Raw genomic sequence first — 22,470 nt, forward strand, 5'->3', positions numbered from 1 at the left:
CTCTCCTCGTTTGCGCGTCAGCCCCCGCCCGCGGGCGCATCGGGGAACCGCGCCATCAGCGCCTCCAGCCCGGCGCGGTTCATGCCGCCGCCGCGCCCCGGCTCGATCCCCAGCATCAGCGCCAGCTCGGCCGGGGTCAGATCCCAGAACTCCCGCGGCGCGAGCCCCAGCCCCCCGAGGCTCGCCCGCGTCAGCCCGGCCCGCATCAGCCCGGCCCAGTCGAGTCCCCCCGCGGGGCGGCCCGCCTCAAAGCCAGCCTCCTCGCCCGCCGCCCCGCTGCCCGCCGCCGCGCCATCTCCCTCACGCGGCGCCATGAAACGCCCGCGCCAGCAACTCGGCCGCAGCCCGCGCCGCGCCCACCGGGCCGCCGCCGATCTCGACCGTCATCAGCGCCTCTGGCCCGCCCTGCCAGCCGCCGCCCCTGAGGCCGGCGACCAGCACCGCCAGCACGTCGCGGCTGGCGAACCGGCCGCTCTCGAACCGCTCGATCAGCCCGATCAGGCTGTCTGCGCCCAGGTCCGCCTCAAGCCCCGCCAGCGCCCCCAGCGTCAGCCGCGCCGTGTGCGGCACGCCGTCCAGCAGCACCGTCACCTCACCGCGATGGGGGTTGCCCATCACACCGCCGCCACGAAGGTCAGCGCCCCGGCCGAGGCGAGCGACAGCTCATAGGTCGCCTCGCCGTTATAGCTGCCGGCGTATTCGAGCCCGGTGATCTGGAACGGCCCCTCGACCGTGCCGAACCCCGGCACGACGACCTGGCAGCGCGGCACCTCGCCGTCGAAGAACAGTTGCCGCGCCCGCTCGTCGGTCGCGGCGTCGCGGAACACGCCCGAGCCCGAGATCGAGGCCGATCGGATGCCCGCCCCGCCCAGCAGCTCGCGCCAGCCGCCGGGGCTCGCCGTCGAGGTCACGTCGATCGTCTCGGCGTTGAAGCCCAGCCGCGTGGCGCGCAGCCCCGCGATGGTCTCGAAACTGCCGGTGCCGGTCATGTCCATCTTGATCAACAGATCGCGTCCGTTCTGCACAGCCATGCTGTGACCTCCTTCAAGCTGCGTTGAGACCAAGGTCGATGCGGGCCCGGAACGTCATGTCCACGCGCCGCCCGGCCCCGCCGTCGGACCGCCGCGCCCGCGCGGCGACGAACCACAAGCCGGCCAGATGGCCGTGCTCGAGCGTCAGGGCGCCGTCCTCGAGCGCCGCCACGACCGCCGCGGCGGCCGCCTTGACCGGGCCGAAGCCGCCTCCGTCCTCGGACCCCGACAGGACCGAGACGACGAAATCATGCCGCGCGCCCCCGCCGGTCATGTCACCCGCATCCGCCACGTCCTCGGGTCCGAGCGCCACGTGCGTGCCCGTCGGCGCCGTCACCGGCATCGCGTCGAAGACCGCGTCGCCGACCAGCGCCCCCAGGCCCGGGTCGGCGCGCAGCGCCTGATAGACGGCGGCCTGCAATGCCGCCGAAGCCGCTAGGCTCATGACAACCTCTCCTCGCGTGCAACACAGTCGAGCCACAGCCCCGCGCCATCCGCCTCGGCCACCGCCTCGATCGGAAAGACCCGGGCCCCCATGCGGAACCGCTGCCCCGGCCGGGGCCGGCGCGGATCGCCCTCGCGGGCGGCGCGCAGGGTGATGCGCCAGGCCACCACGCTCTCGGCCCCGACCTCGGCCTGCCGCTCGGCCCCCGCCCCGGCGCGCATTCGCCCGTAAAGGATGCCGAGCCGCGTCCAGTCCGTGCGATAGCCGCCCATCCCGTCCGCCACCCGCCCCGGCGCCTCAAGGACCAGCGGCACCGTCAGCCGCGGCGCGCTCATGCCCGCCCGCCCCGACCGGCGAGCGTACGGACCGCGCGCCAGCGCTCGATCAGCGCCCCCACCCCGTGCGGCAGCGCGAGGTTCTGGCCCCCGTCGAAGCCGCGGTCCTCGTAGTAGCGGGCGGCGAGCATCATCACCGCCTGCGCCAGATCGCCCGGCACCCGGTCCCAGCTGGTGCCGAAGCCGGCCTGGAACCGCACCGTGACATGGCCGCCGATCGGCACCATCGGCAGCTCACCCGCCCCGACGGGGGCGAGGATCGGCCGCTGGCTGTCGGGGATCAGCCGGAACCGCGCGGGCGGAACCGCGACGGTCTCGCCCGCGGCATCCGTCATCTCGACCGCGACCACCGCCAGCGCCGGGGCCAGCGGCAGCGGCTGGCCGGCAGGGTCGCGCCAGTCCTCCAGCCTCAGCCGGAACACCCGCGTCAGCAGCACCTTGCCGGTGCGCGCCTCGACCGTGGCGATGGCGGCGCGCAGGAACCCCGCCAGCGCCGCCTCCTCGGTCTCGTCCTCGATCGGCTCGAACCCCGATCCCAGGCGCAGATGGCGCCTGAGCGCCGCCACCGGCAGCGCCTCCGGCGCCGGCGCCGTTTCCTCGACGAGCAACATTTCCGTAACCTCCGTGCCTCCGCAGCAGCCGTTGATGAAAAGCGGGGTCGCGGCGGCCGCTGATCGGCCGCAGCACGCGCGGACAGATGGCTTGGCCGGTCCGGCCGACCGCCACCGCGACCCCCTTCGCCGCCCGTCAGGCAGAGAAGTTCAGCACCTTGTAGGCACGCGGATCGACGACGTTCCCGCCCACCCGCTTGGTGGCGTAGAACAGCACGTGCGGCTTGGCCGAGAACGGGTCACGCAGGATGCGCAGGTCGGCGCGCTCGGCGATGGTGTAGGCGCGGCGGAAGTCGCCGAAGGCCACCGACTTCGACCCCCCGCCCAGCGGCGGCATGTCCTCCGAGATCATCACCGGATAGCCGAGCAGCCGCGCCGGCTCGCCCGCCGCCAGGCTGTCGGTCCACAGATAGCGCCCGTCGCCGTCGCGCATCTTGCGGATCAGCCCGGCCACCCGGCTGTTCATCAGGAAGGTGGCGTTGGCGCGATAGGGCGCGGCCAGCGCATAGACGAGGTCGATCAGCACGTTCGCCGGCGCCGCGGCGGGGAAGTCGCCCGCCACGCCGGTGTTGATCATGCCCACCTGCATCTCGGTCGCGGTGGCGTTCGGGGCCATCGCCGCGGTCATGATGCCGCGCGGCTTGTCCGACCCGTTGCCGTTGATGAACGCGGTCGCCTCGGCGCGGGCGAACTTCTCGGCGATCCGCTCGGCCAGCCACCCCTCGAGGTCGAACGACGCGTCGTCCAGCAGGCGCTGCGTGGCCTTCGGCATCGCCGCCAGCTCATGCAGCGGGACCACGATCTTGTCCACCTGCGGGCTGTCGGTCTCGGTGGCCGTGGTCTCGCTGACCCAGGCCCCGCCGATGTCGGACTTGTCGAGCAGCACCTCGTAGCTGCCCCCCTCGACCTGCACCACGTTGGCCAGCGCCCTGAGCGAGCCGGTCGCCCGCAGCGCCGCCTGCACCTCGTCCGAGATCGTCGGCGCGGCCAGATAGCCGCCGTCGGTGGCCACCGCCATCGCCTTTTCCTCGAGCGCGAGGCCGCGCAGCGCGCTGTCGTCGCCGCGCCGCAGATAGGCGGCAAAGGCTTTCTGGTGCGGCGCCTCGGTCTCGGCCGAGTGCGACAGCGGGGAACGGCCGCGCAGCGCGGTCTTGCGGTCCAGCATGGTCATGCGTTTGTCCTGTGCTTGCAGTTTCTCTTCGATGTCAGCGCGAAAACCCTTGAGTTCGTTGACGAACTCGGCCATCGCCCCGCTCACGCCGTCCGGCGTGCCGCCGGGAACCCCGGCCGCCCGGGCCGTCCTCTCGGTCATTGCCGTCTCTCCTCGTCGTCGTTGCCGCGCGAAAAAGGCGGCCCCCGATCCCGTCGGGGGGCCGCCTGCCGTCCGGCGTCGCGGGTGCGCCCCGCCCGCTGCCGTACCCATCTGCCCAGGGGGCGGGCCTCAGCCGCAGGCCCGGCGCGGGCCACCGCCCCGCCGTCCCGCCGCCCGGCCCGCCCGGGCCTCATTCGTGAAAAATGGGCCGCGCCCTACCGCGCGCCGCGCAGCGCCTCGGTCGCGGCCCGCAGCGCCTCGACCAGCGCGGCCGCCTCGTCCGCCCCCGCGCCGGGGTCGTCGGACTTGCCCGCCACCTTGGCCTCGCGCAGCATCGGGAAGGTCACCAGCGACACCTCCCACAGCTCGACCTCGGCCAGCACCCGCCGCCCGTTCTCGTCGCGCTCGGCCCGGACGGTGCGATAGCCGATCGACAGCCCGTCGATCGCCCCCGCCGCCACCAGCGCCGCCGCCTCGCGGGCCCGCGCCACCTCGGGCAGCAGCCGGCCCCTGACCCACAGGCCGCGGCCGTCCTCGCGCACCTCGTCCCAGATGCCGATCGGCTGGCCCGGATCGTGCTGCCAGAGCATCCGCACCTTGTCGCCCGTGTCCGCGAGCCGTTTGAGGCTCGCCGCATAGGCCCCCGGCGCCACCACGTCGCCGCCCTGGTCGGCGACCCCGAAGAGGCTCGCATACCCCTCGATGACATGGCCGCCCGCCTCGGTCTCGGTCAGCACCGGCGCGCCGCCCGCGAACTTCAGCTCCAGCCCCAGATCGTCCATCCGCATCCCCTCAGCCCCCCTTCGGCGCAAACTGCAAGATCGACTGCACGGCCTGCGTCAGGATCACGGCCACCACACCGTACACCGTCATCCACAGCCGCCGCTCCAGCCCCTCGATCAGCGCCTCGATCCGCTCGAGCCGCCGGTCCACCTGTCCGAACTGCAAGGCCATGATCCGCTCCTGTGCCTCGAGTTTCTGCTCGTGCCAGATCGAGGGCCGGTCGATGAACTTCGACCCCTCCATCTCAACCCTCCCCCCGGGCCGTCAGGCCCAGCGGCGGCAGCCCCAGCGCCGCCCGCTTCTCGGCGTCGGTCAGGAAGCTCGCCGCCCCCACCCGCGCCCAGTGCTGGTCGCGCTCGGCCGCCAGCGCCGGGATCTGGTCAAGGTCCGGCTTCAGATCGACCTCCTCGCCCAGATGCTCGCTGAGGAACCACCCGAGGCTCGCCGCCACCCGCGTCGCCAGCGGCAGCACCGTCAGCCGGTAGAAGGCCCGGTTGGCCTCGGCATAGTTGGCATAGGTCGCCTCGCCGGGGATGCCGATCAGCATCGGCGGCACCCCGAAGGCCATCGCCACCTCGCGCGCCGCGGCCAGCTTGGTCTCGTGGAACTCCATGTCCGCGGGGCTGAACCCCATCGGTTTCCAGTCGAGCCCACCTTCCAGCAGCATCGGCCGCCCGGCGTTGCGCGCGCCCTGGTGATGCGCCTCCATCTCCTCGACCAGCCGCTCGTACTGCTCGGGCGCCAGCACCCCCTGCCCGTCGCCGCCGCGATAGACGATCGCCCCCGAGGGCCGCGCCGCGTTCTCCAGAAGCGCCCGCGACCATTGGCTCGCGGCGCTGTGCACCTCGATCGCCGTCGCCGCCGCCTGCAGGGGCGAGAGGCCGTAGTGGTCGTCGAGCGGATGGAAGCTGCGGATGTGGCAGATCGGGTCGGGACTGCCGGTCATGTCGAACCGCACCCGCCGCCCGCCCACCGCGTAGTCGTAGCCGATGGGCCAGCCATCCGGCCCCGGCACCACGCTCACCCGGTCCGAGCGCAGGACGTGCAGCTCGCCCGGCAGACCGGAGACGCCCCCGCCGGCCTCGTCCGGCACCGCCTCGACGAAGGCGTTGCCGCTCAGCAGCAACTGCCCGAACAGCGCCTCGAAGAGCTCCGCCCGCCCCTGCCCCGGATTGGGCCGGCGCAGCAGGTCGATGACCGGGTGCACCTCATAGCGCCGCCGCGCGTCCTGGCAGACGAGCGGCACCGCCGCCGCCGCCTCGGCGATCAGCTTGACGGCGCGGAAGCCCACCGGGTTGCCGATGAACCCGGCCCGCGTCAGCGCGCCCCCGTCCCGCATCCCGGCCACGGCGCGGGCGACCGCGCCCTGCCACGGCCCCTGCGCCACCATGCCGCCCAGCGGCGCGGCGCTCGACTTCCACTCGGCCGGCGACGCCAGCGCCCCTACCGGCGCCACCGGCACGGCCTCGGCCCCGACGGAACCGCCGCCGCCGCTGTCCGAGAGCCCCGCCGCTTCCGCCTGCGGCCCGCGCCGCCCGAACCACCGCATCGCCATGCGTGCCTCCTGTCGATGAAAAAAGCCGCCCCCGCCGGGACGGCCCCGCCGCGCTCCCGCGGCCCTGTTTCGCCTGTGTCGCCGGCACCTGCCGCCCCGGGGGCGCTGCCCCCCAGCCCTCGGGCAGGGCCCGAGGACGTTCGTCGGGACAAAGGTCCACCGGACCTTTGTCTTACCCGCCTCACCCCGGGATATTTATGTCCAGCCCGAGGAGGGAGGTTCAGCGCACTCTCACAGCCCCCGCACCTGCGGCCGCCGCCACGCCTGCGCCGGCTCGATCATCAGCGCGTGGATCGCCCAGACCAAGGCATCCAGCCGGTCGGGCGAGCCGCGCCCCTCGAAGCCCCTGACCGTCATCCGGCACATCTGGTCCTCAAGCGCGCCGAGGCCACCACCCCGCAGATGCCTGACCCGCCCCTGCTCATAGAGCGCCGCGACCGGCTCGGCCCGCAGGCCCTTGCCGCGCCCGGCCCTGAGGCCGCGGAACGGCACCAGCGGATCGACCTGCCGGATCACGCTCTCGACCAGATCGCCGCCCTGGTTGACCTCGGCCACCAGCCGCTCGGCCCCGTGCCGTTCCATCGCGGCGATGGCGGCCCGCGCCCAGTCCGTCGGCCCGCCCCGCACGCTCGCATCCTCAAGGACGACCGCCCGCCAGTCCTGCGGCGGCCCCTCGCACTGGACGCCTGCGACCACGATCCCGCACTCGTCGCTGCCCGCCCCGCCCGTCACCGCCGGGTCCACCGCCACCACGATCCGGTCGAGCTTCGGCGCCGCGTCCACCCGGCAGCCCTCGAGCATCGCCGTCGTCCACAGCGCCCCCTCGACATCGTCGAGCAGCACGCCCTCCAGCTCCTGCCGCCCGAGCCGCGTGCCGGCATAGCGCGCCTGCACCTCGGTCAGGAAACTCTCGGCCAGATAGGCCCGGTTGGCGTCCGTCGGCGCGTGCGTCACCACCGTCGAGGGGTTGCGCAGGATCGTCTTGAGCACGCCGACGTTGCGCGGCGTGGTCGTGACCACCTGTTGCGGGTTCTCGCCCAGCCGCAGCGCGAACTGCAGCATGTCCCAGGCGTCCTCGGCCTTCTTCCACTTGGCCAGCTCGTCGACCCAGGCCGCGTCGAACTGCGGCCCGCGCAGCGCCTCGGGCTCGTGCGCCGAATAGACCGTCGCGGTCGCCCCGTTCGGCCAGACGAGGCGACGCCGCCCCGCCTCCCACACCGGCCGCCGGTCGGGGGGCGAACAGGCGAGGATGCCCGAGTCCCCCATCACCATCACGTCGCGCCCCTGATCGAAGGTCTCGGCCACCAGCGCCACCCGGCGCGCCCGACCCGGCGCCTCGGGCACAGGACCCTCGACCTGCGCGCGCACCCACTCGGACCCGGCGCGGGTCTTGCCCGCGCCCCGCCCGCCCATGATCACCCAGGACTTCCAGTCCCCTTCGGGCGGCAGCTGATGCGGCAGCGCCCAGAATTCGAACAGCCATGGCAGGCTCGCCAGCGCGTTGTCCGAGAGCCCCGCGATGAAGGCATCAACCTCCTCCGGCTCGGCGCAGGCAAGCCAGGCGGCGCCCGATCTCGTCGCGTGCGGCGTCGAGGTCGAGCGTGCCCGGCCCGACGTCTCCGGCAATGTCCTTGCGAAGTTTGTCAACGCGCGTCCTTTCCTCCAGCACGAGCGCGGTCGCCACCCTGAGGTCGCGCACCGCCTTGCCCGTCTTGTCCGCCTGCTCCACCTCGCCGCGTCGGATGCCGATGCGCAGCTTGTGCAGCTCCTCGGCGACCTCGCGGAAGATGTCCCCCGCCACGTCGATCGCCACCTCGGGGGCCAGAGGCCCGCCGCTCAACCGTGCGTCCAGTCCCTCGCCCTCACCCCCGGCGACGAACGGTCCTGCGCCGGGCGGCTCGCGCCCGGTGTCGTGCCTCATGTCCATATGGTGATGCCCTGCCCCTCGGTGCCTGTCCGCACGAGCGAGAAACGAAAAAGCGGCCCGCGGGCTCATCGCCCCGGCCGCTTGCCCATCTCTCCCAGCATGTCGAATGTGTATCCGGGACCGTGCGCAAAGTCAATCCGCAACGCCGGTCCGGGCGCCGAGCTTCTTGATTTCCATATTACAAATCAGACACTTGCGGCACGCAACGCCCCAGCGTCCCGGCCGCAACACCCTGCGCTTCCGCCGCGCAGCGGGCCAAACCCGCCCCGACTCGGGCCCTCTTTGCGGCCCCAATCCCCAACCCGACGATTCGCCCCAGACACCCCGCCCAGCGCAGAACGCAGGTCAGTCCGTCTGCACCGGGCTTTCCGTATCCGCCCCCTGCGCCCGCTCGATCTCGCGCCAGCGGGCCACGTTCGCCTCGTGCTCGGCCAGCGTCCGGGCAAAGGCGTGCCCGCCCGAGCCGTCGGCGACGAAATACAGATAGGGCGACTCGTCAGGCGCCAGCGCCGCCTCGATCGCCGCCCGTCCGGGGTTGGCGATCGGCGTCGGCGGCAGCCCGTCGATCTGATAGGTGTTGTAGGGCGTCTTGCGGTTCAGCTCGGACCGCCGCAGCCCGCGGTCGAGCACCTCCTTGCCGCCGGTGACGCCATAGATCACCGTCGGGTCGGTCTGCAGCCGCATCCCCTCGCGCATCCGGTTGACGAACACCGCGGCGACCGTGCGCCGCTCGTCGGGAACCCCGGTCTCCTTCTCCACGATCGAGGCCATGGTCAGCGCCTCCTCGGGGGTCTTGTAGGGCAGGCCGAACGGCCGCGCCTCCCACGCGCGGGTCAGGATCGCCTGCTGCGCCGCGCGCATCCGGTCGATCAGCTCGCGCCGGTTGCCGCCGCGGTTGACCTCATAGGTGTCCGGCGCCAGCGCCCCCTCGGGCGGCAGCGGACCCGTCGCCCCGTCGAGGAAACCGGCGAGCTTCAGCCCCTCGACCACCTGCCAGACCGTGGTGCCCTCGGCCACCGCGACCCGCAGGCGGGCGCCGGGCTTGGCCTCGGCCTGCACGATGGCCTCGGGCGCCTGCTCCTTCGCCGGGTCGTATTTCACCCGGTCCTCATAGCGACCGCTCGCGGGGTTCAGGTCGCGCAGCACCACCGCGTTTTCGCGCACGCCGACCCGAAAGATCACCTCGGTCCCGCAGGTCGAGGGGCCGCCGGCGGTGATCGTGTCCACGATCTCGGCCATGCTGGCGTGCGGCGGCACGAGGTAACTGCCGTATTTGAGCTGCCCCGCCTTGCCCGCGTAATCCGCCCCGGTGCGCAGGATATAGGGCGAGCTGATCGCCCCCTGCGCGCCCAGCTGCTTGCTCACCGCGTCGAGCTTGGCGCCCTGCGGGATCTCGATGCACTGCGCCGCCGCACTCGGCCCCGGCGCGACATAGGCGTTGCGCCCCCACGCCACCGCCACGGCGACGCCGACCAGCAGCACGACCAGCAGCGTCAGCGCGTTCGAGGCGATGGCCCGCCACATCAGTCGCGCACCTTGCCGATGACGAGGCTCGCGTTGGTGCCGCCGAAGCCGAAGCTGTTGGACAGCGTCACGTCGATCCTGCGCCGCACGGCGGCGTTGGCGGCGAGGTCGATCGGCGTCTCCTGCACCGGATCGTCCAGGTTGATCGTCGGCGGCGCGATCTGGTCGCGGATGGCGAGGATGCAGAAGATCGCCTCCACCGCGCCCGCCGCACCGAGCAGATGCCCGATCGAGGATTTCGTCGAGGACATGGTGACGTTCCGCGCATGATCGCCGAGCAGCCGCTCGACCGCGCCCAGCTCGATCACGTCGGCCATGGTGCTCGTCCCATGCGCGTTGATGTAGTCGAGCGCCTCCGGCCCCAGCCCCGCGCGCTTCAGCGCCGCCGACATCGAGCGGAACCCGCCGTCCCCGTCCTCGCTCGGCGCGGTGATGTGATAGGCGTCGCCCGAGAGCCCGTAGCCCAGAACCTCGGCATAGATCTTCGCGCCGCGCGCCTTCGCGTGCTCGTACTCCTCCAGCACGACGACGCCTGCCCCCTCGCCCATGACGAAGCCGTCGCGGTCGGCGTCCCACGGGCGGCTCGCCGCCTTGGGGTCGTCCGCGCGCTTGGTGGACAGCGCCTTGCAGGCGTTGAACCCGGCGATGCCGATCTCGCTGATCGGCGCCTCGGCGCCGCCCGCCACCATCACGTCGGCATCCCCCAGCGCGATCAGCCGCGCCGCGTCGCCGATGGCATGGGCGCCGGTCGAGCACGCCGTCACCACCGCATGGTTCGGCCCCTTGAAGCCGAAGCGGATCGAGACCTGCCCGCTCACAAGGTTGATCAGCGCGCCCGGAATGAAGAACGGCGACACCCGCTTGGGGCCGCGCTCCTTGATCAACACGGCGGTCTCGGCGATCGAGGTCAGCCCGCCGATGCCCGAGCCGATCATCACCCCGGTGCGCTCGCGCGCCTCGTCGGTGTCAGGGGTCCAGCCGCTGTCGGCCACCGCCTGCGTCGCCGCGGCCATGCCGTAGAGGATGAAGTCATCCACCTTGCGGCGGTCCTTCGGCTCCATCCAGTCGTCGGGGTTGAAGCTGCCGTCCGCGCCGTCGCCGAACGGGATCTCGCAGGCGTAGGTCGTGACCACGTTCGCGGCGTCGAAGCGGGTGATCGGCCCCGCCCCCGACTGCCCCTCGAGCAGCCGCGACCATGTTTCCTCGACCCCGCACGCCAGCGGCGTGACCATCCCCAGCCCGGTGACGACGACCCTGCGCATGATGTTCCTTCCACCAATCGTGCAACGACGCTCCATACACAGGCCGCCCCGCCCGCGCAACGCGCGCCAGCCGCCGGGTGCCGCCCCCCCGGCCGCGCACAACCGCGTGATCGCCCCCGCCCCCGCCGACCGGGCCCTAGGGAGCGGAACTTTACTGGCCATATCCTGTTGATCGCGCGATACTTCGGCCCGCGGCAGCCCGCAGCTTCGCCCGCCGCCCAGCCCTCGAACCGGCCACAAGGGGACCCCCGATGAGCACCCAGACCCAAGCCCGCGCCGAGGCTGCGCTGCCCGAACTCGAGGCCGTGACCGCCGTGGTCCTGCCCGAACCCGCCCCGCCCGTGGCGCCGCTGGCCGAGGCCGCCCCCCCGGTGGCCGAGGAAATCCGCCGCCGCATGGCCGAGATCGACCTCTCCGACACGACCTCGATCGTGCATTTCGGCAGCCGCGCCCAGTCGGGGCTGCAGGAAATCAGCCAGTCCATGCTGGCCGACGTCAAGAACAAGGACGTGGGCCCGGCGGGCGACAGCCTGCGCGACATCGTCTCGACCATCCGCGGCTTCTCGATCTCGGAACTCGACGTCCGGCGCGAGCGCTCGTGGTGGGAACGCCTGACCGGCCGCGCCGCGCCCTTCGCCAAGTTCGTCGCCAACTACGAGCAGGTGCAGGGCCAGATCGACCGCATCACCGCCGATCTCGACACCCACCAGCACCGGCTGCTGAAGGACATCAAGTCGCTGGACGTGCTCTACGAGCGCACGCTCGACTTCTACGACGAGCTCGCCCTCTACATCGCCGCGGGCGAGGAAAAGCTACGCGAGCTCGACGCCGAGACCATTCCCGCGACCGAGCGCAAGGTCGCCGCCGATGCCACCGACGGCGACGTGATCGCGGCCCAGCAACTGCGCGACCTGCGCGCGCTCCGCGACGATCTTGAGCGGCGGGTCCACGACCTCAAGCTGACCCGCCAGGTCACGATGCAGTCGCTGCCCTCGATCCGGCTGGTGCAGGAGAACGACAAGTCGCTGGTCACGAAGATTTCCTCGACGCTGGTCAACACCGTCCCGCTCTGGGAAACCCAGCTCGCGCAGGCGGTGACGATCCAGCGCGGCGCCCAGGCCGCGGGCGCCGTCAAGCAGGCGACCGACCTGACCAACGAGCTGCTGACCGCGAACGCCAAGAACCTGCGCGAGGCCAATGTCCGCATCCGCACCGAGATGGAGCGCGGGGTCTTCGACATCGAATCGGTCCGCACCGCCAACGCCGAGCTGATCGCCACCATCGAGGACAGCCTGCGCATCGCCGACGAAGGCAAGGCCCGCCGCGCCGCCGCCGAGATGGACCTCCAGAAGATGGAGGCCGAGCTGCGCCAGACCCTCGCCGCCTCGCGCGCCCGCGCCTCTGCGCCGACGGCGATGGGCGCAGCCCCCGCGACGGCCACCCCGGCGCGGCCGCGCGGCTGACCCTGACCCCTTCCCCTCGCGTGCTCTCGGATCGAATGACCCCGCCTCTCGCCCCCGCCCGCCGCCCCGTCGCCCCCGCGCCGGGTCGGTCCCCCGCGCCTCGTCCTGCGCCCCGCACCACCCGCGGCGCCGCGCTGGCCGCACTCACCGCCCTCGCCCTCTCGGCCTGCGCGCCCGAGGCGCCCGCGCCCGCGCCGCCGTCGGTCCCCGCCCCGGCCCCCGCCGCCCGGCCCGCCGCCGTCCCCCCGCCGCTCCCGCGCCCCGAGGCCGCGACCGAGGCCCAGCTGCGCCGCGACCGCGCCGAGGCCGCGCGCGCCCGCGCCAAGGCCGCCAGCGCGCCCCCCACGACCGCCAGCGCCACGATGGCGCAGTATCTCGAGAACATCGAGGACACGCTCCTCGCCCGCGGCCTTCTGCGGACCGACGACGGGGCCGGGATCAAGGTCGGCGCCGCCAAGCTGGCCGAGGATTTCGTCCAGATCGCGCTGCGCGACGAATACCAGATGAACGCCGCGGGGCGCCTCGTCCCCGGCGCCCACCCCGCGCCGCTGCGCCGCTGGGACCGCCCGGTGACCCTGACCGTCGAGTTCGGCGAGTCCGTCCCCGAGGCGACCCGCATCCGCGACCGCGCGACGATCGGCGACTACGCCGCCCGCCTCGCGCGCATCTCGGGCCACCCCGTCTCGATGGCCGGCGCGGGTGGCAACTTCGTCGTGCTGGTCCTTTCCGAGGACGAACGCCGCGCCATCGGCCCGCGGGTGGCCGAGCTGATCCCCGGCATTCCCCGCGCCGACCTCGCCGCGATCGAGCGACTCTCGCCGCAGAACTACTGCACCGTCTTCGCCTACTCGCCCGGCGCCGGCGCCGCCTATTCCAACGCGGTCGCGGTGATCCGGGCCGAGCTGCCGCAGCGCCTGCGGACGAGCTGCGTCCACGAAGAGCTCGCGCAGGGCATGGGTCTGGCCAACGACAGCCCCGACGCCCGCCCCTCGATCTTCAACGACGACGAGGAGTTCGCCTTCCTCACCCGCCACGACGAGCTGCTGCTCAGGATGCTCTACGACCCCCGCCTGCGCCCCGGCATGACCGAGGCCGAGGCCCGGCCCATCGTCCAGGCGATCGCCGCCGAGATGCTGCCCTGATGCGCTCTGCCGCCCCGGAACGGCGCCGCCCGCGGCGCGTTCCCCCACCGACCTGACCCACCCACGCCCACAGGGCCGCCCCGCCCACGACACCCCGAACGGAGGAAACCATGGTCCTCGACTTCCTGACCGGCGAGTTCATCGACGTCATCGAATGGGTGGACGACACCCGCGACACGATGGTCTGGCGCTACGAGACGCGCGGCAGGGCGATCAAGTACGGCGCCAAGCTGACGGTGCGCGAGGGGCAGGCGGCGGTCTTCGTCCACGAGGGCCAGCTTGCCGACGTGTTCGGCCCCGGGCTCTACATGCTCGAGACGAACAACATGCCGATCCTGACCCGGCTCCAGCACTGGGACCACGGCTTCCGCTCGCCCTTCAAGTCCGAGATCTACTTCGTCAACACCACCCGCTTCAACGACCTGAAGTGGGGCACCCGCAACCCGGTCATCGCCCGCGACCCCGAGTTCGGGCCGGTGCGCCTGCGCGCCTTCGGCACCTACTCGATGCGCGTGACCGACCCCGCCGCCTTCATGCGCGAGATCGTCGGCACCGACGGCGAATTCACCGCTGACGAGATCGCCTTCCAGCTCCGCAACGTGATCGTGCAGGAGTTCTCGCGCCTCATCGCCTCGTCGGGCATCCCGGTGCTCGACATGGCCGCGAACACCCAGCAGCTCGGCCAGATGGTCGCCAAGGCCATCGGCCCGACGGTGGCGCAATACGGCCTGACGCTCCCTGAGTTCTACATCGAGAACATCAGCCTGCCCGACGAGGTCGAGCGGATGCTCGACAAGCGCACCTCGATCGGGATCGTGGGCGACCTCGACCGCTTCGGCCGCTACGCCCAGTCCGAGGCGATGCTGAACGCCTCGAACCGCGACGGCGGCATGGGCGCGGGGCTCGGCGCTGGAATGGGCGCGGCGCTCGGGATGGGGATGGCCGCGCAGCAGGGCGCGCGCGGCCCGTGGGGGCAGATCCCGCAGGCCGTGCCCGCCGCGCCCGCACCGGCCCCGCAGCCCGGCATGATCGCGGGCCCCGCGCCTGCCTCCGACACCGTCTGGCACGTCGCGCTCGACGGGGCGGCGTCGGGGCCCTTTGGCAAGGCCGACCTCGGGCGGCTGATGAACGAGGGGCGCTTCACCCGCGACACGCTGGTCTGGACCCCGGGCCAGGACGGCTGGAAAGAGGCCGACGACGTCCCCGCCCTCGCACAGCTCTTCACCATGCTGCCCCCGCCCCTGCCGCAGCGCTGAACGCAGCGCCCTGAGGGGCCGCCGCCCGGCCCCTCGCTCACCCCGCCCTCGCCTCTCGCGCGGACCGCCGATGCCCACGCCCCAGATCGAACACCGCTTCCCGTGCGAGAACTGCGGCGCGAGCCTCGCCTTCGCGCCGGGCCAGAACGCGCTGACCTGCCCCTATTGCGGCCACACCCAGGCGATCTCGCCCGGCGCCGGCCGCGCCCCGGCGCGCCAGTCGGCGGGCGGACCGGACGGGCAGGATGTCCTCTTGCGCGAGCCCTCGACCGGCCGCGCGATCCAGTGGGACGCGAGCCACAAGTCCCCCCAACTCGAAGAAATCCCGCTCGCGCAGGGCCTGCGCCTCGACCAGTCGAGCGATCTCACGCAGACCGTCCGCACCGTGTCCTGCCCCAACTGCGGCGCGCGGATGGAGCAGTCGGGCGACACCCACGCCAGTCTCTGCCCCTTCTGCGCGACGCCGGTGGTCACCGACACCGGGGCCGCGCGGATGTTGAAGCCGCAGGGCGTGCTGCCCTTCGTGCTGACCGAGGCGCAGGCCCGCGCGGCGCTCGACGACTGGCTGAAGGGGCTGTGGTTCGCGCCCTCGGGGCTGGTGCGCTACGCCCGGCGCGGGCGGCGGATGCAGGGGGTCTATTCCCCCTTCTGGACCTTCGACGCCGACACCCGCAGCCGCTACCGCGGCCTGCGCGGCGACCACTATTTCGAGACGGTCTACGTCACCCGTCAGGTCAACGGCCGCACCCAGCAGGTGCCGCAGCAGGTCATGCGCACCCGCTGGACGCGCGCCGCGGGCAGCGTCGCGCGCCGCTTCAACGACGTGCTCGTGCTCGCCTCGACGGCGCTGCCGCGGCGCTTCACCGACGCGCTGGCGCCGTGGGACCTGTCGCATCTCGCAAGCTACGACCCGCAGTATCTCGCGGGCTTCGGGGCCGAGGGCTACACCGTCGCGCTCGCCGACGGCCACGGCGTCGCCCGGGCCGAGATGGCCGGCGTGATCGCCACCGACGTGCGCCGCGACATCGGCGGCGACGTCCAGCAGATCGAGGCGGTCGAGACCGACTTCTCGGCCGAGACCTTCAAGCACATCCTGCTGCCCGTCTGGCTCGCCGCCTACAAGTACAACGGCAACTCCTACCGCTTCGTGGTCAACGGCCAGTCGGGGCGCGTGCAGGGCGACCGGCCGTGGTCGGTGTGGAAGATCGCCTTCGCCGTCCTCGCCGCCGCCGTCGCCATCGCGGCGCTGCTGTGGCTGGGGCAGGAAAGCGGCTATATCCAGATCGGCGCGGCGCCCATGCCACAGGGCTACGAGATGCCGCCGGGCTACGGCCTGCCGGGCGGGCTCTCCCCCGGCGGCGACTACGTGATCCGCGGCTATTGACCCGCATCCCGCCGCGCGGTCAGGATCGGCTGCCCGACCCTCACCCCCGCCACCAACCCGCCCGAAGGCCGCACCCATGATCCTCTGCACGGGCGAGGCGCTCATCGACCTGATCCCCGGCCCGGACGGCACGATCCGCCCTGTCCCCGGCGGGGCGGTCTGGAACACCGCGCTAGCGCTCGGCCGGCTCGGCGCGCCGGCGGCGTTCCTCTGGCCGATCTCGACTGACGCGTTCGGCCCGCGGCTCCTCGCCCCGCTGGCCGAGGCGGGCGTGGACACCGCGCGCTGCCCGCGCCCCGACCGCCCCACCACCCGCGCCGAGGTGAGGCTGAACGACGGCGAGGCAAGCTACATCTTCCACGACGAGGGCAGCGCCGGGCGGCTGTTTGCCGAGACCGACCTGTCGCCGCTGCCGCCCACCCTCGCGGCCCTTTTCATCGGCGGCATCAGCCTTGCCGCCGAGCCCTGCGGAGCGACGGTCGAGACGCTCGCCACCCGCGCCGCCCACGCCAGCGTGCCGGTGATGATCGACCCCAACATCCGCCCCGCCTTCGTTACCGACGCGGCAGCCTATCGCGCCCGGCTCGACCGGCTGTTCGGGCTGGCGGCGATCGTCAAGCTCTCGGCCGACGACGCCGGCTGGCTCTGGCCCGGCGCGTCCCCCGACGAGGCCGCGCGCCACCTCCTCGCCCGTGGCGTGCGGCTGGTGCTGATCACCGCCGGCGCGGCGGGCGCGGTGGGCCACACCCCCACCCTGCGCTGCGCGGCCCCGGCCCGCCCCGTCACCGTGGCCGACAGCATCGGCGCGGGCGACAGCTTCAACGCCGGTATCCTCGACGCGCTCAACCGCGCGGGGCCGCTGCCCCGGCTGGCCGATCTGGACGCCGCGACGCTCGACGCGGCGCTGGCGCACGCGACGCGGGTCGCGGCCGTCACCGTCTCGCGCCCCGGCGCCGATCCGCCCTGGCCGCATGAGCTGGGCTGAGGCCCGCTTCTACTTGGGAAAAATACCCAGCCGACGGTCGGCAACCACCGACCGCCGACCGGGTCTTCGAGCGAGACAGAACCCTCAGCCGAGCCGAGCCGCGGCCCGGTCGAGCCGCGCCACCGCGTCGCCGATCTCGGCGTCGGTGATCGTCAGCGGCGGCAGCAGGCGCAGCACGTTGTCGGCGGCCGGCACAGTCAGCAGATGCTCGGCATAGCCGGCCTTCACCACGTCCGCCGGCGCGACCTTGCACTTGAGGCCCAGCATCAGCCCCTCGCCGCGCACCGCCTCGAACACCTCGGGGTGGGCTGCGACCAGCCCCTCGAGCTTCTGGCGCATCAGCCCGCCCTTGCGCCGCACCTCGGCCAGGAAATCGTCGTCGGCGACGATCTCCATCACCTTCGCGCCGACCGCACAGGCCAGCGGGTTGCCGCCGTAGGTCGAGCCGTGGGTGCCCGCGACCATCCCCTCGGCCGCCTGCTCGGTGGCCAGCACCGCGCCCAGCGGGAAGCCGCCGCCGATGCCCTTGGCGACCATCATGATGTCGGGGGTGATCCCCGCCCATTCATGGGCAAAGAGCTTGCCGGTCCGCCCCATCCCGCACTGCACCTCGTCCAGCACCAGCAGTGCCCCGGTCTGGTCGCAGAGCGCCCGGATCTCGCGCAGGTCGGCCTCGGGCAGCGGGCGGATTCCGCCCTCGCCCTGCACGGGTTCCAGCATCACCGCCGCCGTCGTGTCGCTGATCGCGGCCTTGAGCGCCGCGATGTCGCCCCACGGCAGCTGCCGGAACCCCGGCATCAGCGGGCCGAAGCCCTTGACCATCTTCTCGGACCCCGCCGCCGCGATGGCGCCGGTCGAGCGGCCGTGGAACGCCCCCTCGAAGGTCAGGATCTCGATCCGCTCGGGCTGGCCGTGATGGTACCAGTAGTGCCGCACCATCTTGATGGCGAGTTCGGCCGCCTCTGTCCCCGAGTTCGTCACGAACACCGTGTCGGCGAAGGTCTTGTCCACCAGCATCTCGGCCAGCCGCTGCTGCTCGGGGATCTGGTAGAGGTTCGAGACGTGCCAGATCCGCCCCGCCTGCGCGGTCAGGGCCGCGACCAGATCGGGGTTGGCGTGGCCCAGCGCGTTGACCGCGATCCCGGCCCCGAGGTCGAGGTATCGCGTGCCGTCCGCGGTGATGGCCCAGGCCCCCTCGCCCCGCTCGAAGGCAAGGGGCGCGCGGTTGTAGGTCGGCAGGACGGCGTCGATCATGGGTCGGTCCTCTGGTTCGTGCGGGGTGGTGACGGCAACGGCCCCGGCCGGCAGGACCGGGGGGCAAGGCGGGACGCGGTCAGCGTCGCAGGGCAGTGCGGCTCGTCATGGGACGCAGCGTTAGCGCCGGGCGGGGGCGGGCGCAAGCGGGGTCGGGCGCAAGCGGGGTCGGGCGCCTACCCCTCACGGCTTCATCCGGTAACCGGTCCTGAGCCAGCGCCAGCCCAGCCCGATCACCAGCGCCGCCGCCAGCAGGCAGACGGCAAGGCCACGCTCGGGCGGCGCGTCGCTGACCCCGGCAAATCCGTAGCGCGCGCCGTCGATCAGGTAGAAGATCGGGTTCCAGTGCGAGAGGGTGCGGAACGGCTCGGGCAGCGCCTCGACCGAGTAGAAGGTGCCCGACAGGAACGACAGCGGCGTGACGATGAAGTTGGTGATCGCCGCCATCTGGTCGAACTTCTGCGCCACGATCCCCGCAATGACGCCGAGGCCGCCCAGCATCAGCGCCCCCACGCTGACGAAGGCCAGCGCCCACAGCGGATGCGCCGGCGCCTGCCCCAGGACCAGCGCCATGCCGATGCCGATCACCACCGCCACGATCAGCGCCCGGGCGAGGCTGCCGAGCAGGTAGCCGGTCAGGATCTCGCCCGCGGACAGGGGCGGCATCAGCGTGTCGACGATGTTGCCCTGCATCTTGGCCGAGATGATCGACGAGGACGAGTTGGCGAAGGCGTTCTGGATCACCGTCATCATCAGGATGCCGGGGCCCACGAAGGCGAGATAGGGCAGCCCCATGACCGTCCGCCCCTCGCCCAGCGCGAGCGCGAAGACGGTGACGAACAGCCCCGCCGTCATCAGCGGCGCAAAGATCGTCTGCTGCCAGACGGCGAGGAAACGCATGACCTCGCGCGTGGCCAGCGTCCGCAGGCCGAGCCAGTTGATCCGCCCGAAGCGGCGGATCGGCGCGTCGCGGTAGTCGGTCCGGGAACCGGGCAGGGCAGAGGCGGAACGGTCGGTCACGGCGTGTCGTCCTTGAACTCGCGGGGTGCAGACGATATGTCCGGGCATCCCGCCTTAGACCCAGAGGGCGCGCGCGGCGCAACCCCGCCTCGTGCCCCGCACCGCCCGATCCGCCCCCGATCCGCAAGGAGCCGCCGATGTCCTGGACCGACGACCGCGTCGAGACGCTGAAACGCATGTGGGCCGAGGGCCAGTCGGCGAGCCAGATCGCCAAGGAACTGGGCGGCGTGACCCGCAACGCGGTGATCGGCAAGGTCCACCGCCTGGGGCTGTCGAACCGCACCGAAACCGACGAGGCGACCGCCTCCCCTGCCCCCACCCCGGCCGCGCCCCCCGCCGCCGCCGACGCAACCGACACCCCGCGCCCGGCCCGCCCCGAGGCCAAGAGCGACGCGCCGGACACCGTCCCCGCCACGGGCGCCGCAGCAAGCCCGACGCCCGCCACCCCCTCGCCCCCCCGCGCAGCCGCGGGCAGCCCGCGGCCCGCGGCAAACCTGACCGCCGAGCCGGGCGAGGCCGCGGCGAGCCCGGCGCCCACGGCCCGTGACGCGGCCCCCCTGCCCGAGGACGACGCCGACACCGCGCCCGAGCCCGCCCCGCAGCCGGTCTTCACCCCGCGCCGCCCGATCGTGCCGGCCGGCCAGCCGCTGCCGCCGCAGCCCTCGGCCAACGAGATCTCGCCCGAGGCGCTCGCCTCGGTCCGCGAGGTCGAGAAGCGCGCCCGCAAGCTCAGCCTGATGGAGCTGACCGAGCGGACCTGCAAATGGCCCATCGGCGACCCGGCCACCGACAAGTTCTGGTTCTGCGGCCTGCCCGCCCAGCCCGGCAAACCCTATTGCGAGGCCCATGTCGGCGTCGCCTTCCAGCCGATGAGCGCCCGCCGCGACCGCCGGCGCTGATTGGCGCACTGATTGGCGGGCGTTGACCCGCACGTGCGCGCGTGCAGGCGCGTGCCGCGCTCCGGTGGCGCACTTGACCCCGCGTAAGCAGGCGCGTGCCGGCCCCCGGGGCGCATCTGTCTACCCCCCTCGCAGGTGATTGCCTCACCCCTCTCGCCGTTGCTCTCCGCCGAGCCGCAGCGCCTCTGTTCCCTGTCGATGGGGGGCTGTCTGCCCCCCATGAACGCAAGCGTTCATCCCCCCGAGGATATTTCCGTCCAGCCCGAGGCCGCGCGCCTCGAGGGTGGGAGCCCCCGATCCGGCCGCGTCGGGCGGGACAGGGGGCGCCTCGGTCTGGAGCGGTCATCGGCGTCCCCGCCTGTACCGCACCCCGACATCTGCCACGGAATCCTTGAGATCCGGTAAAGCCCCTCGGGCTGGACACAAATATCCTCGGGGGGTGAATGGCGCGCGCCTTTCGCGCGCCAGAGGGGGCGCGAGCGCCCCCTTCTTCCACTTTGCCCGCCCGCCCGCTACACAGCGGCCAAGCAAAGGACGCGCGCCATGACCCGCCATCTCATCACCTCGGCCATCCCCTACATCAACGGCATCAAGCACCTGGGCAACCTCGTCGGCAGCCAGCTGCCCGCCGACCTCTACGCCCGCTACCTGCGGGCCCGCGGGCACGAGGTGATGTTCATCTGCGCCACTGACGAGCACGGCACGCCCGCCGAGCTCGCCGCCAAGAAGGCCGGCCAGCCGGTCGCCGTCTACTGCGCCGAGATGCACAAGACCCAGGCCGACATCGCGGCCCGCTTCGGCCTCTCGTTCGACCACTTCGGCCGCTCGTCCTCCGAGCGCAACCACCTGCTCACCCAGCATTTCGCCGGGAAACTCGCCGAGGCCGGGCTGATCCGCGAGGTCTCCGAGCGGCAGGTCTATTCCAACGCCGACCGCCGCTTCCTGCCCGACCGCTACATCGAGGGCACCTGCCCCAATTGCGGCTACGACAAGGCCCGCGGCGACCAGTGCGAGAACTGTACCAAGCAGCTCGACCCCACCGACCTCATCAACCCGCGCAGCGCGATCTCGGGCTCGACCGACCTCGAGATCCGCGAGACCAAGCACCTCTACCTGCGCCAGTCGGCGATGCGCGGGCAGCTCTCGGACTGGATCGACAGCAAGACCGACTGGCCGATCCTCACCACATCGATCGCCCGCAAGTGGCTCAACGACGGCGAGGGGCTGCAGGACCGCGGCATCACCCGCGACCTCGACTGGGGCATCCCGGTGAAGAAGGGCGACGCCGCCTGGCCGGGGATGGAGGGCAAGGTCTTCTACGTCTGGTTCGACGCGCCGATCGAATACATCGCCGCGACCGCCGAATGGGCCGACCGCAAGGGCCAGCCCGACGCCGCGTGGCGGCGCTGGTGGCGCACCGACGAGGGCGCGGGGGACGTGACCTACACGCAGTTCATGGGCAAGGACAACGTGCCCTTCCACACGCTCTCGTTCCCGGCCACGATCATGGGCTCGGGCGAGCCGTGGAAGCTTGTCGATTACATCAAGTCCTTCAACTACCTCACCTATGACGGCGGGCAGTTCTCGACGTCGCAGGGCCGCGGCGTGTTCATGGACCACGCGCTCGAGATCCTGCCGGCCGACTACTGGCGCTGGTGGCTGTTGAGCCACGCGCCCGAATCCTCGGACAGCGAGTTCACCTGGGAGAACTTCCAGGCCAGCGTGAACAAGGACCTGGCCGACGTGCTGGGCAACTTCGTCAGCCGGATCACCAAGTTCACCCGCGCCAAGTTCGGCGAGACGGTCCCCGAGGGCGCCGCCTGGGGCCCGCGCGAGGCCGAGCTCATCACCGCGCTGACCGAGCGGCTCAGCGCCTACGAGGGGTTCATGGACGCCCGCGAGGTCCGCAAGTCGGCGGCCGAGCTGCGCGCGATGTGGGTGCTCGGCAACGAATACCTGCAGGCCGCGGCGCCCTGGTCCACGATCAAGACCGACCCCGAGGCCGCCGCCGCGCAAGCCCGCATGGGGCTGGCGCTGATCCGGCTTTACGCGGCGATCTCGGCGCCGTTCATCCCCTTCGCCGCCGCGGCGATGGAGGCGGTGCTGCCCGGCATCCCCGCCGACTGGCCCGAGGGCGACCTGGGCGACTACCTCGCCGCGGTGCAGCCGGGACAGGCGTTCGCCGTGCCCGAGGTGCTGTTCGCCAAGATCGCCGACGCCGACCGCGAGGGGTGGCAGGCGCGGTTCGCGGGCCTGCGCGCGTAGGCGCGCAGATCGGGCCC

At 72.7% G+C, this 22,470-nt stretch carries 23 protein-coding genes; 7 read left to right on the plus strand and 16 right to left on the minus strand.

What is annotated here, in order from left to right:
- Nucleotides 1-17: 17 nt before the first annotated feature.
- The 14 genes from HGN31_RS16755 to fabF all read right to left on the minus strand — a co-directional run bounded on the left by HGN31_RS16755 (nt 18) and on the right by fabF (nt 10,785).
- Nucleotides 18-314 (minus strand): phage tail assembly chaperone, encoded by a 297-nt coding sequence (locus tag HGN31_RS16755; RefSeq protein WP_168782519.1) that lies wholly within the window; start codon nt 312-314, stop codon nt 18-20.
- A complete protein-coding gene (locus HGN31_RS04970; protein ID WP_036703895.1) occupies nt 301-615 on the minus strand; it encodes a gene transfer agent family protein in 315 nt (104 codons plus the stop codon). Before HGN31_RS04970 ends, HGN31_RS16755 begins: the two co-directional genes overlap by 14 nt.
- Nucleotides 615-1,031: a phage major tail protein, TP901-1 family gene (locus HGN31_RS04975; RefSeq protein ID WP_036703899.1), complete on the minus strand. Its 417-nt coding sequence runs from the start codon at nt 1,029-1,031 to the stop codon at nt 615-617. Before HGN31_RS04975 ends, HGN31_RS04970 begins: the two co-directional genes overlap by 1 nt.
- Before the next feature lie 13 nt (nt 1,032-1,044).
- Nucleotides 1,045-1,476 (minus strand): DUF3168 domain-containing protein, encoded by a 432-nt coding sequence (locus tag HGN31_RS04980; protein WP_036711801.1) that lies wholly within the window; start codon nt 1,474-1,476, stop codon nt 1,045-1,047.
- Nucleotides 1,473-1,811 (minus strand): head-tail adaptor protein, encoded by a 339-nt coding sequence (locus HGN31_RS04985; RefSeq protein ID WP_036703902.1) that lies wholly within the window; start codon nt 1,809-1,811, stop codon nt 1,473-1,475. The genes HGN31_RS04980 and HGN31_RS04985 overlap by 4 nt, the downstream gene beginning before the upstream one ends.
- Complete coding sequence (locus tag HGN31_RS04990; protein ID WP_036703904.1) at nt 1,808-2,422, minus strand: head-tail connector protein; 615 nt, start codon at nt 2,420-2,422, stop codon at nt 1,808-1,810. The genes HGN31_RS04985 and HGN31_RS04990 overlap by 4 nt, the downstream gene beginning before the upstream one ends.
- Before the next feature lie 136 nt (nt 2,423-2,558).
- Complete coding sequence (locus HGN31_RS04995) at nt 2,559-3,734, minus strand: phage major capsid protein (protein ID WP_168782520.1); 1,176 nt, start codon at nt 3,732-3,734, stop codon at nt 2,559-2,561.
- Nucleotides 3,735-3,949: 215 nt separating this feature from the next.
- A complete protein-coding gene (locus tag HGN31_RS05000; protein WP_425325327.1) occupies nt 3,950-4,522 on the minus strand; it encodes an HK97 family phage prohead protease in 573 nt (190 codons plus the stop codon).
- 4 nt (nt 4,523-4,526) lie between these two features.
- Nucleotides 4,527-4,760: a GTA head formation protein, RCAP_rcc01685 family gene (locus HGN31_RS05005; RefSeq protein ID WP_036703910.1), complete on the minus strand. Its 234-nt coding sequence runs from the start codon at nt 4,758-4,760 to the stop codon at nt 4,527-4,529.
- A gap of 1 nt (nt 4,761) precedes the next feature.
- Nucleotides 4,762-5,907 carry a phage portal protein gene (locus HGN31_RS05010; protein WP_211096368.1) on the minus strand — a complete coding sequence of 382 codons (1,146 nt, stop codon included), beginning with the start codon at nt 5,905-5,907 and terminating at the stop codon, nt 4,762-4,764.
- Between the two features lie 396 nt (nt 5,908-6,303).
- Nucleotides 6,304-7,698 carry a DNA-packaging protein gene (locus HGN31_RS05015; protein WP_081962789.1) on the minus strand — a complete coding sequence of 465 codons (1,395 nt, stop codon included), beginning with the start codon at nt 7,696-7,698 and terminating at the stop codon, nt 6,304-6,306.
- Nucleotides 7,601-7,999 carry a hypothetical protein gene (locus HGN31_RS05020; RefSeq protein WP_052171956.1) on the minus strand — a complete coding sequence of 133 codons (399 nt, stop codon included), beginning with the start codon at nt 7,997-7,999 and terminating at the stop codon, nt 7,601-7,603. The genes HGN31_RS05015 and HGN31_RS05020 overlap by 98 nt, the downstream gene beginning before the upstream one ends.
- Nucleotides 8,000-8,344: 345 nt before the next feature.
- Nucleotides 8,345-9,523 (minus strand): endolytic transglycosylase MltG, encoded by a 1,179-nt coding sequence (mltG, locus tag HGN31_RS05025; RefSeq protein WP_036703912.1) that lies wholly within the window; start codon nt 9,521-9,523, stop codon nt 8,345-8,347.
- The gene (gene fabF / locus HGN31_RS05030; protein ID WP_036711797.1) at nt 9,523-10,785 is read right to left on the minus strand and encodes a beta-ketoacyl-ACP synthase II; all 1,263 of its coding nucleotides are present in this window, start codon (nt 10,783-10,785) and stop codon (nt 9,523-9,525) included. Before fabF ends, mltG begins: the two co-directional genes overlap by 1 nt.
- Before the next feature lie 251 nt (nt 10,786-11,036).
- Here fabF and HGN31_RS05035 point away from each other — a divergent pair, with 251 nt between their 5' ends.
- From HGN31_RS05035 to HGN31_RS05055, 5 genes are all read left to right on the plus strand, one after another.
- Nucleotides 11,037-12,248, plus strand: coding sequence for a toxic anion resistance protein (locus tag HGN31_RS05035; RefSeq protein ID WP_074826499.1), 1,212 nt, complete (start codon nt 11,037-11,039; stop codon nt 12,246-12,248).
- Nucleotides 12,249-12,283: 35 nt separating this feature from the next.
- Nucleotides 12,284-13,390, plus strand: coding sequence for a DUF2927 domain-containing protein (locus tag HGN31_RS05040; RefSeq protein WP_168782522.1), 1,107 nt, complete (start codon nt 12,284-12,286; stop codon nt 13,388-13,390).
- Between the two features lie 110 nt (nt 13,391-13,500).
- Nucleotides 13,501-14,646: an SPFH domain-containing protein gene (locus tag HGN31_RS05045; protein ID WP_168782523.1), complete on the plus strand. Its 1,146-nt coding sequence runs from the start codon at nt 13,501-13,503 to the stop codon at nt 14,644-14,646.
- 70 nt (nt 14,647-14,716) lie between these two features.
- A complete protein-coding gene (locus tag HGN31_RS05050) occupies nt 14,717-16,030 on the plus strand; it encodes a TFIIB-type zinc ribbon-containing protein (protein ID WP_244961139.1) in 1,314 nt (437 codons plus the stop codon).
- A gap of 76 nt (nt 16,031-16,106) precedes the next feature.
- On the plus strand, nt 16,107-17,015 hold the full coding sequence (locus tag HGN31_RS05055) for a carbohydrate kinase family protein (RefSeq protein ID WP_168782524.1): 909 nt from the start codon (nt 16,107-16,109) through the stop codon (nt 17,013-17,015).
- 84 nt (nt 17,016-17,099) lie between these two features.
- Here the strand turns inward: HGN31_RS05055 and HGN31_RS05060 are convergent, their stop codons facing one another.
- Nucleotides 17,100-18,269, minus strand: coding sequence for an aspartate aminotransferase family protein (locus tag HGN31_RS05060; RefSeq protein ID WP_168782525.1), 1,170 nt, complete (start codon nt 18,267-18,269; stop codon nt 17,100-17,102).
- Nucleotides 18,270-18,452: 183 nt separating this feature from the next.
- Complete coding sequence (locus HGN31_RS05065; protein WP_244961200.1) at nt 18,453-19,265, minus strand: ABC transporter permease; 813 nt, start codon at nt 19,263-19,265, stop codon at nt 18,453-18,455.
- Between the two features lie 161 nt (nt 19,266-19,426).
- Between HGN31_RS05065 and HGN31_RS05070 the strand changes: the two genes are divergently transcribed.
- On the plus strand, nt 19,427-20,188 hold the full coding sequence (locus HGN31_RS05070) for a GcrA family cell cycle regulator (protein WP_168782527.1): 762 nt from the start codon (nt 19,427-19,429) through the stop codon (nt 20,186-20,188).
- 543 nt (nt 20,189-20,731) lie between these two features.
- Nucleotides 20,732-22,453 (plus strand): methionine--tRNA ligase, encoded by a 1,722-nt coding sequence (gene metG, locus HGN31_RS05075; protein ID WP_043133087.1) that lies wholly within the window; start codon nt 20,732-20,734, stop codon nt 22,451-22,453.
- The last annotated feature ends 17 nt before the right edge of the window (nt 22,454-22,470 follow it).

It is taken from the genome of Paracoccus sanguinis (assembly GCF_012689545.1).
Classification (GTDB): Bacteria; Pseudomonadota; Alphaproteobacteria; order Rhodobacterales; family Rhodobacteraceae; genus Paracoccus; species Paracoccus panacisoli.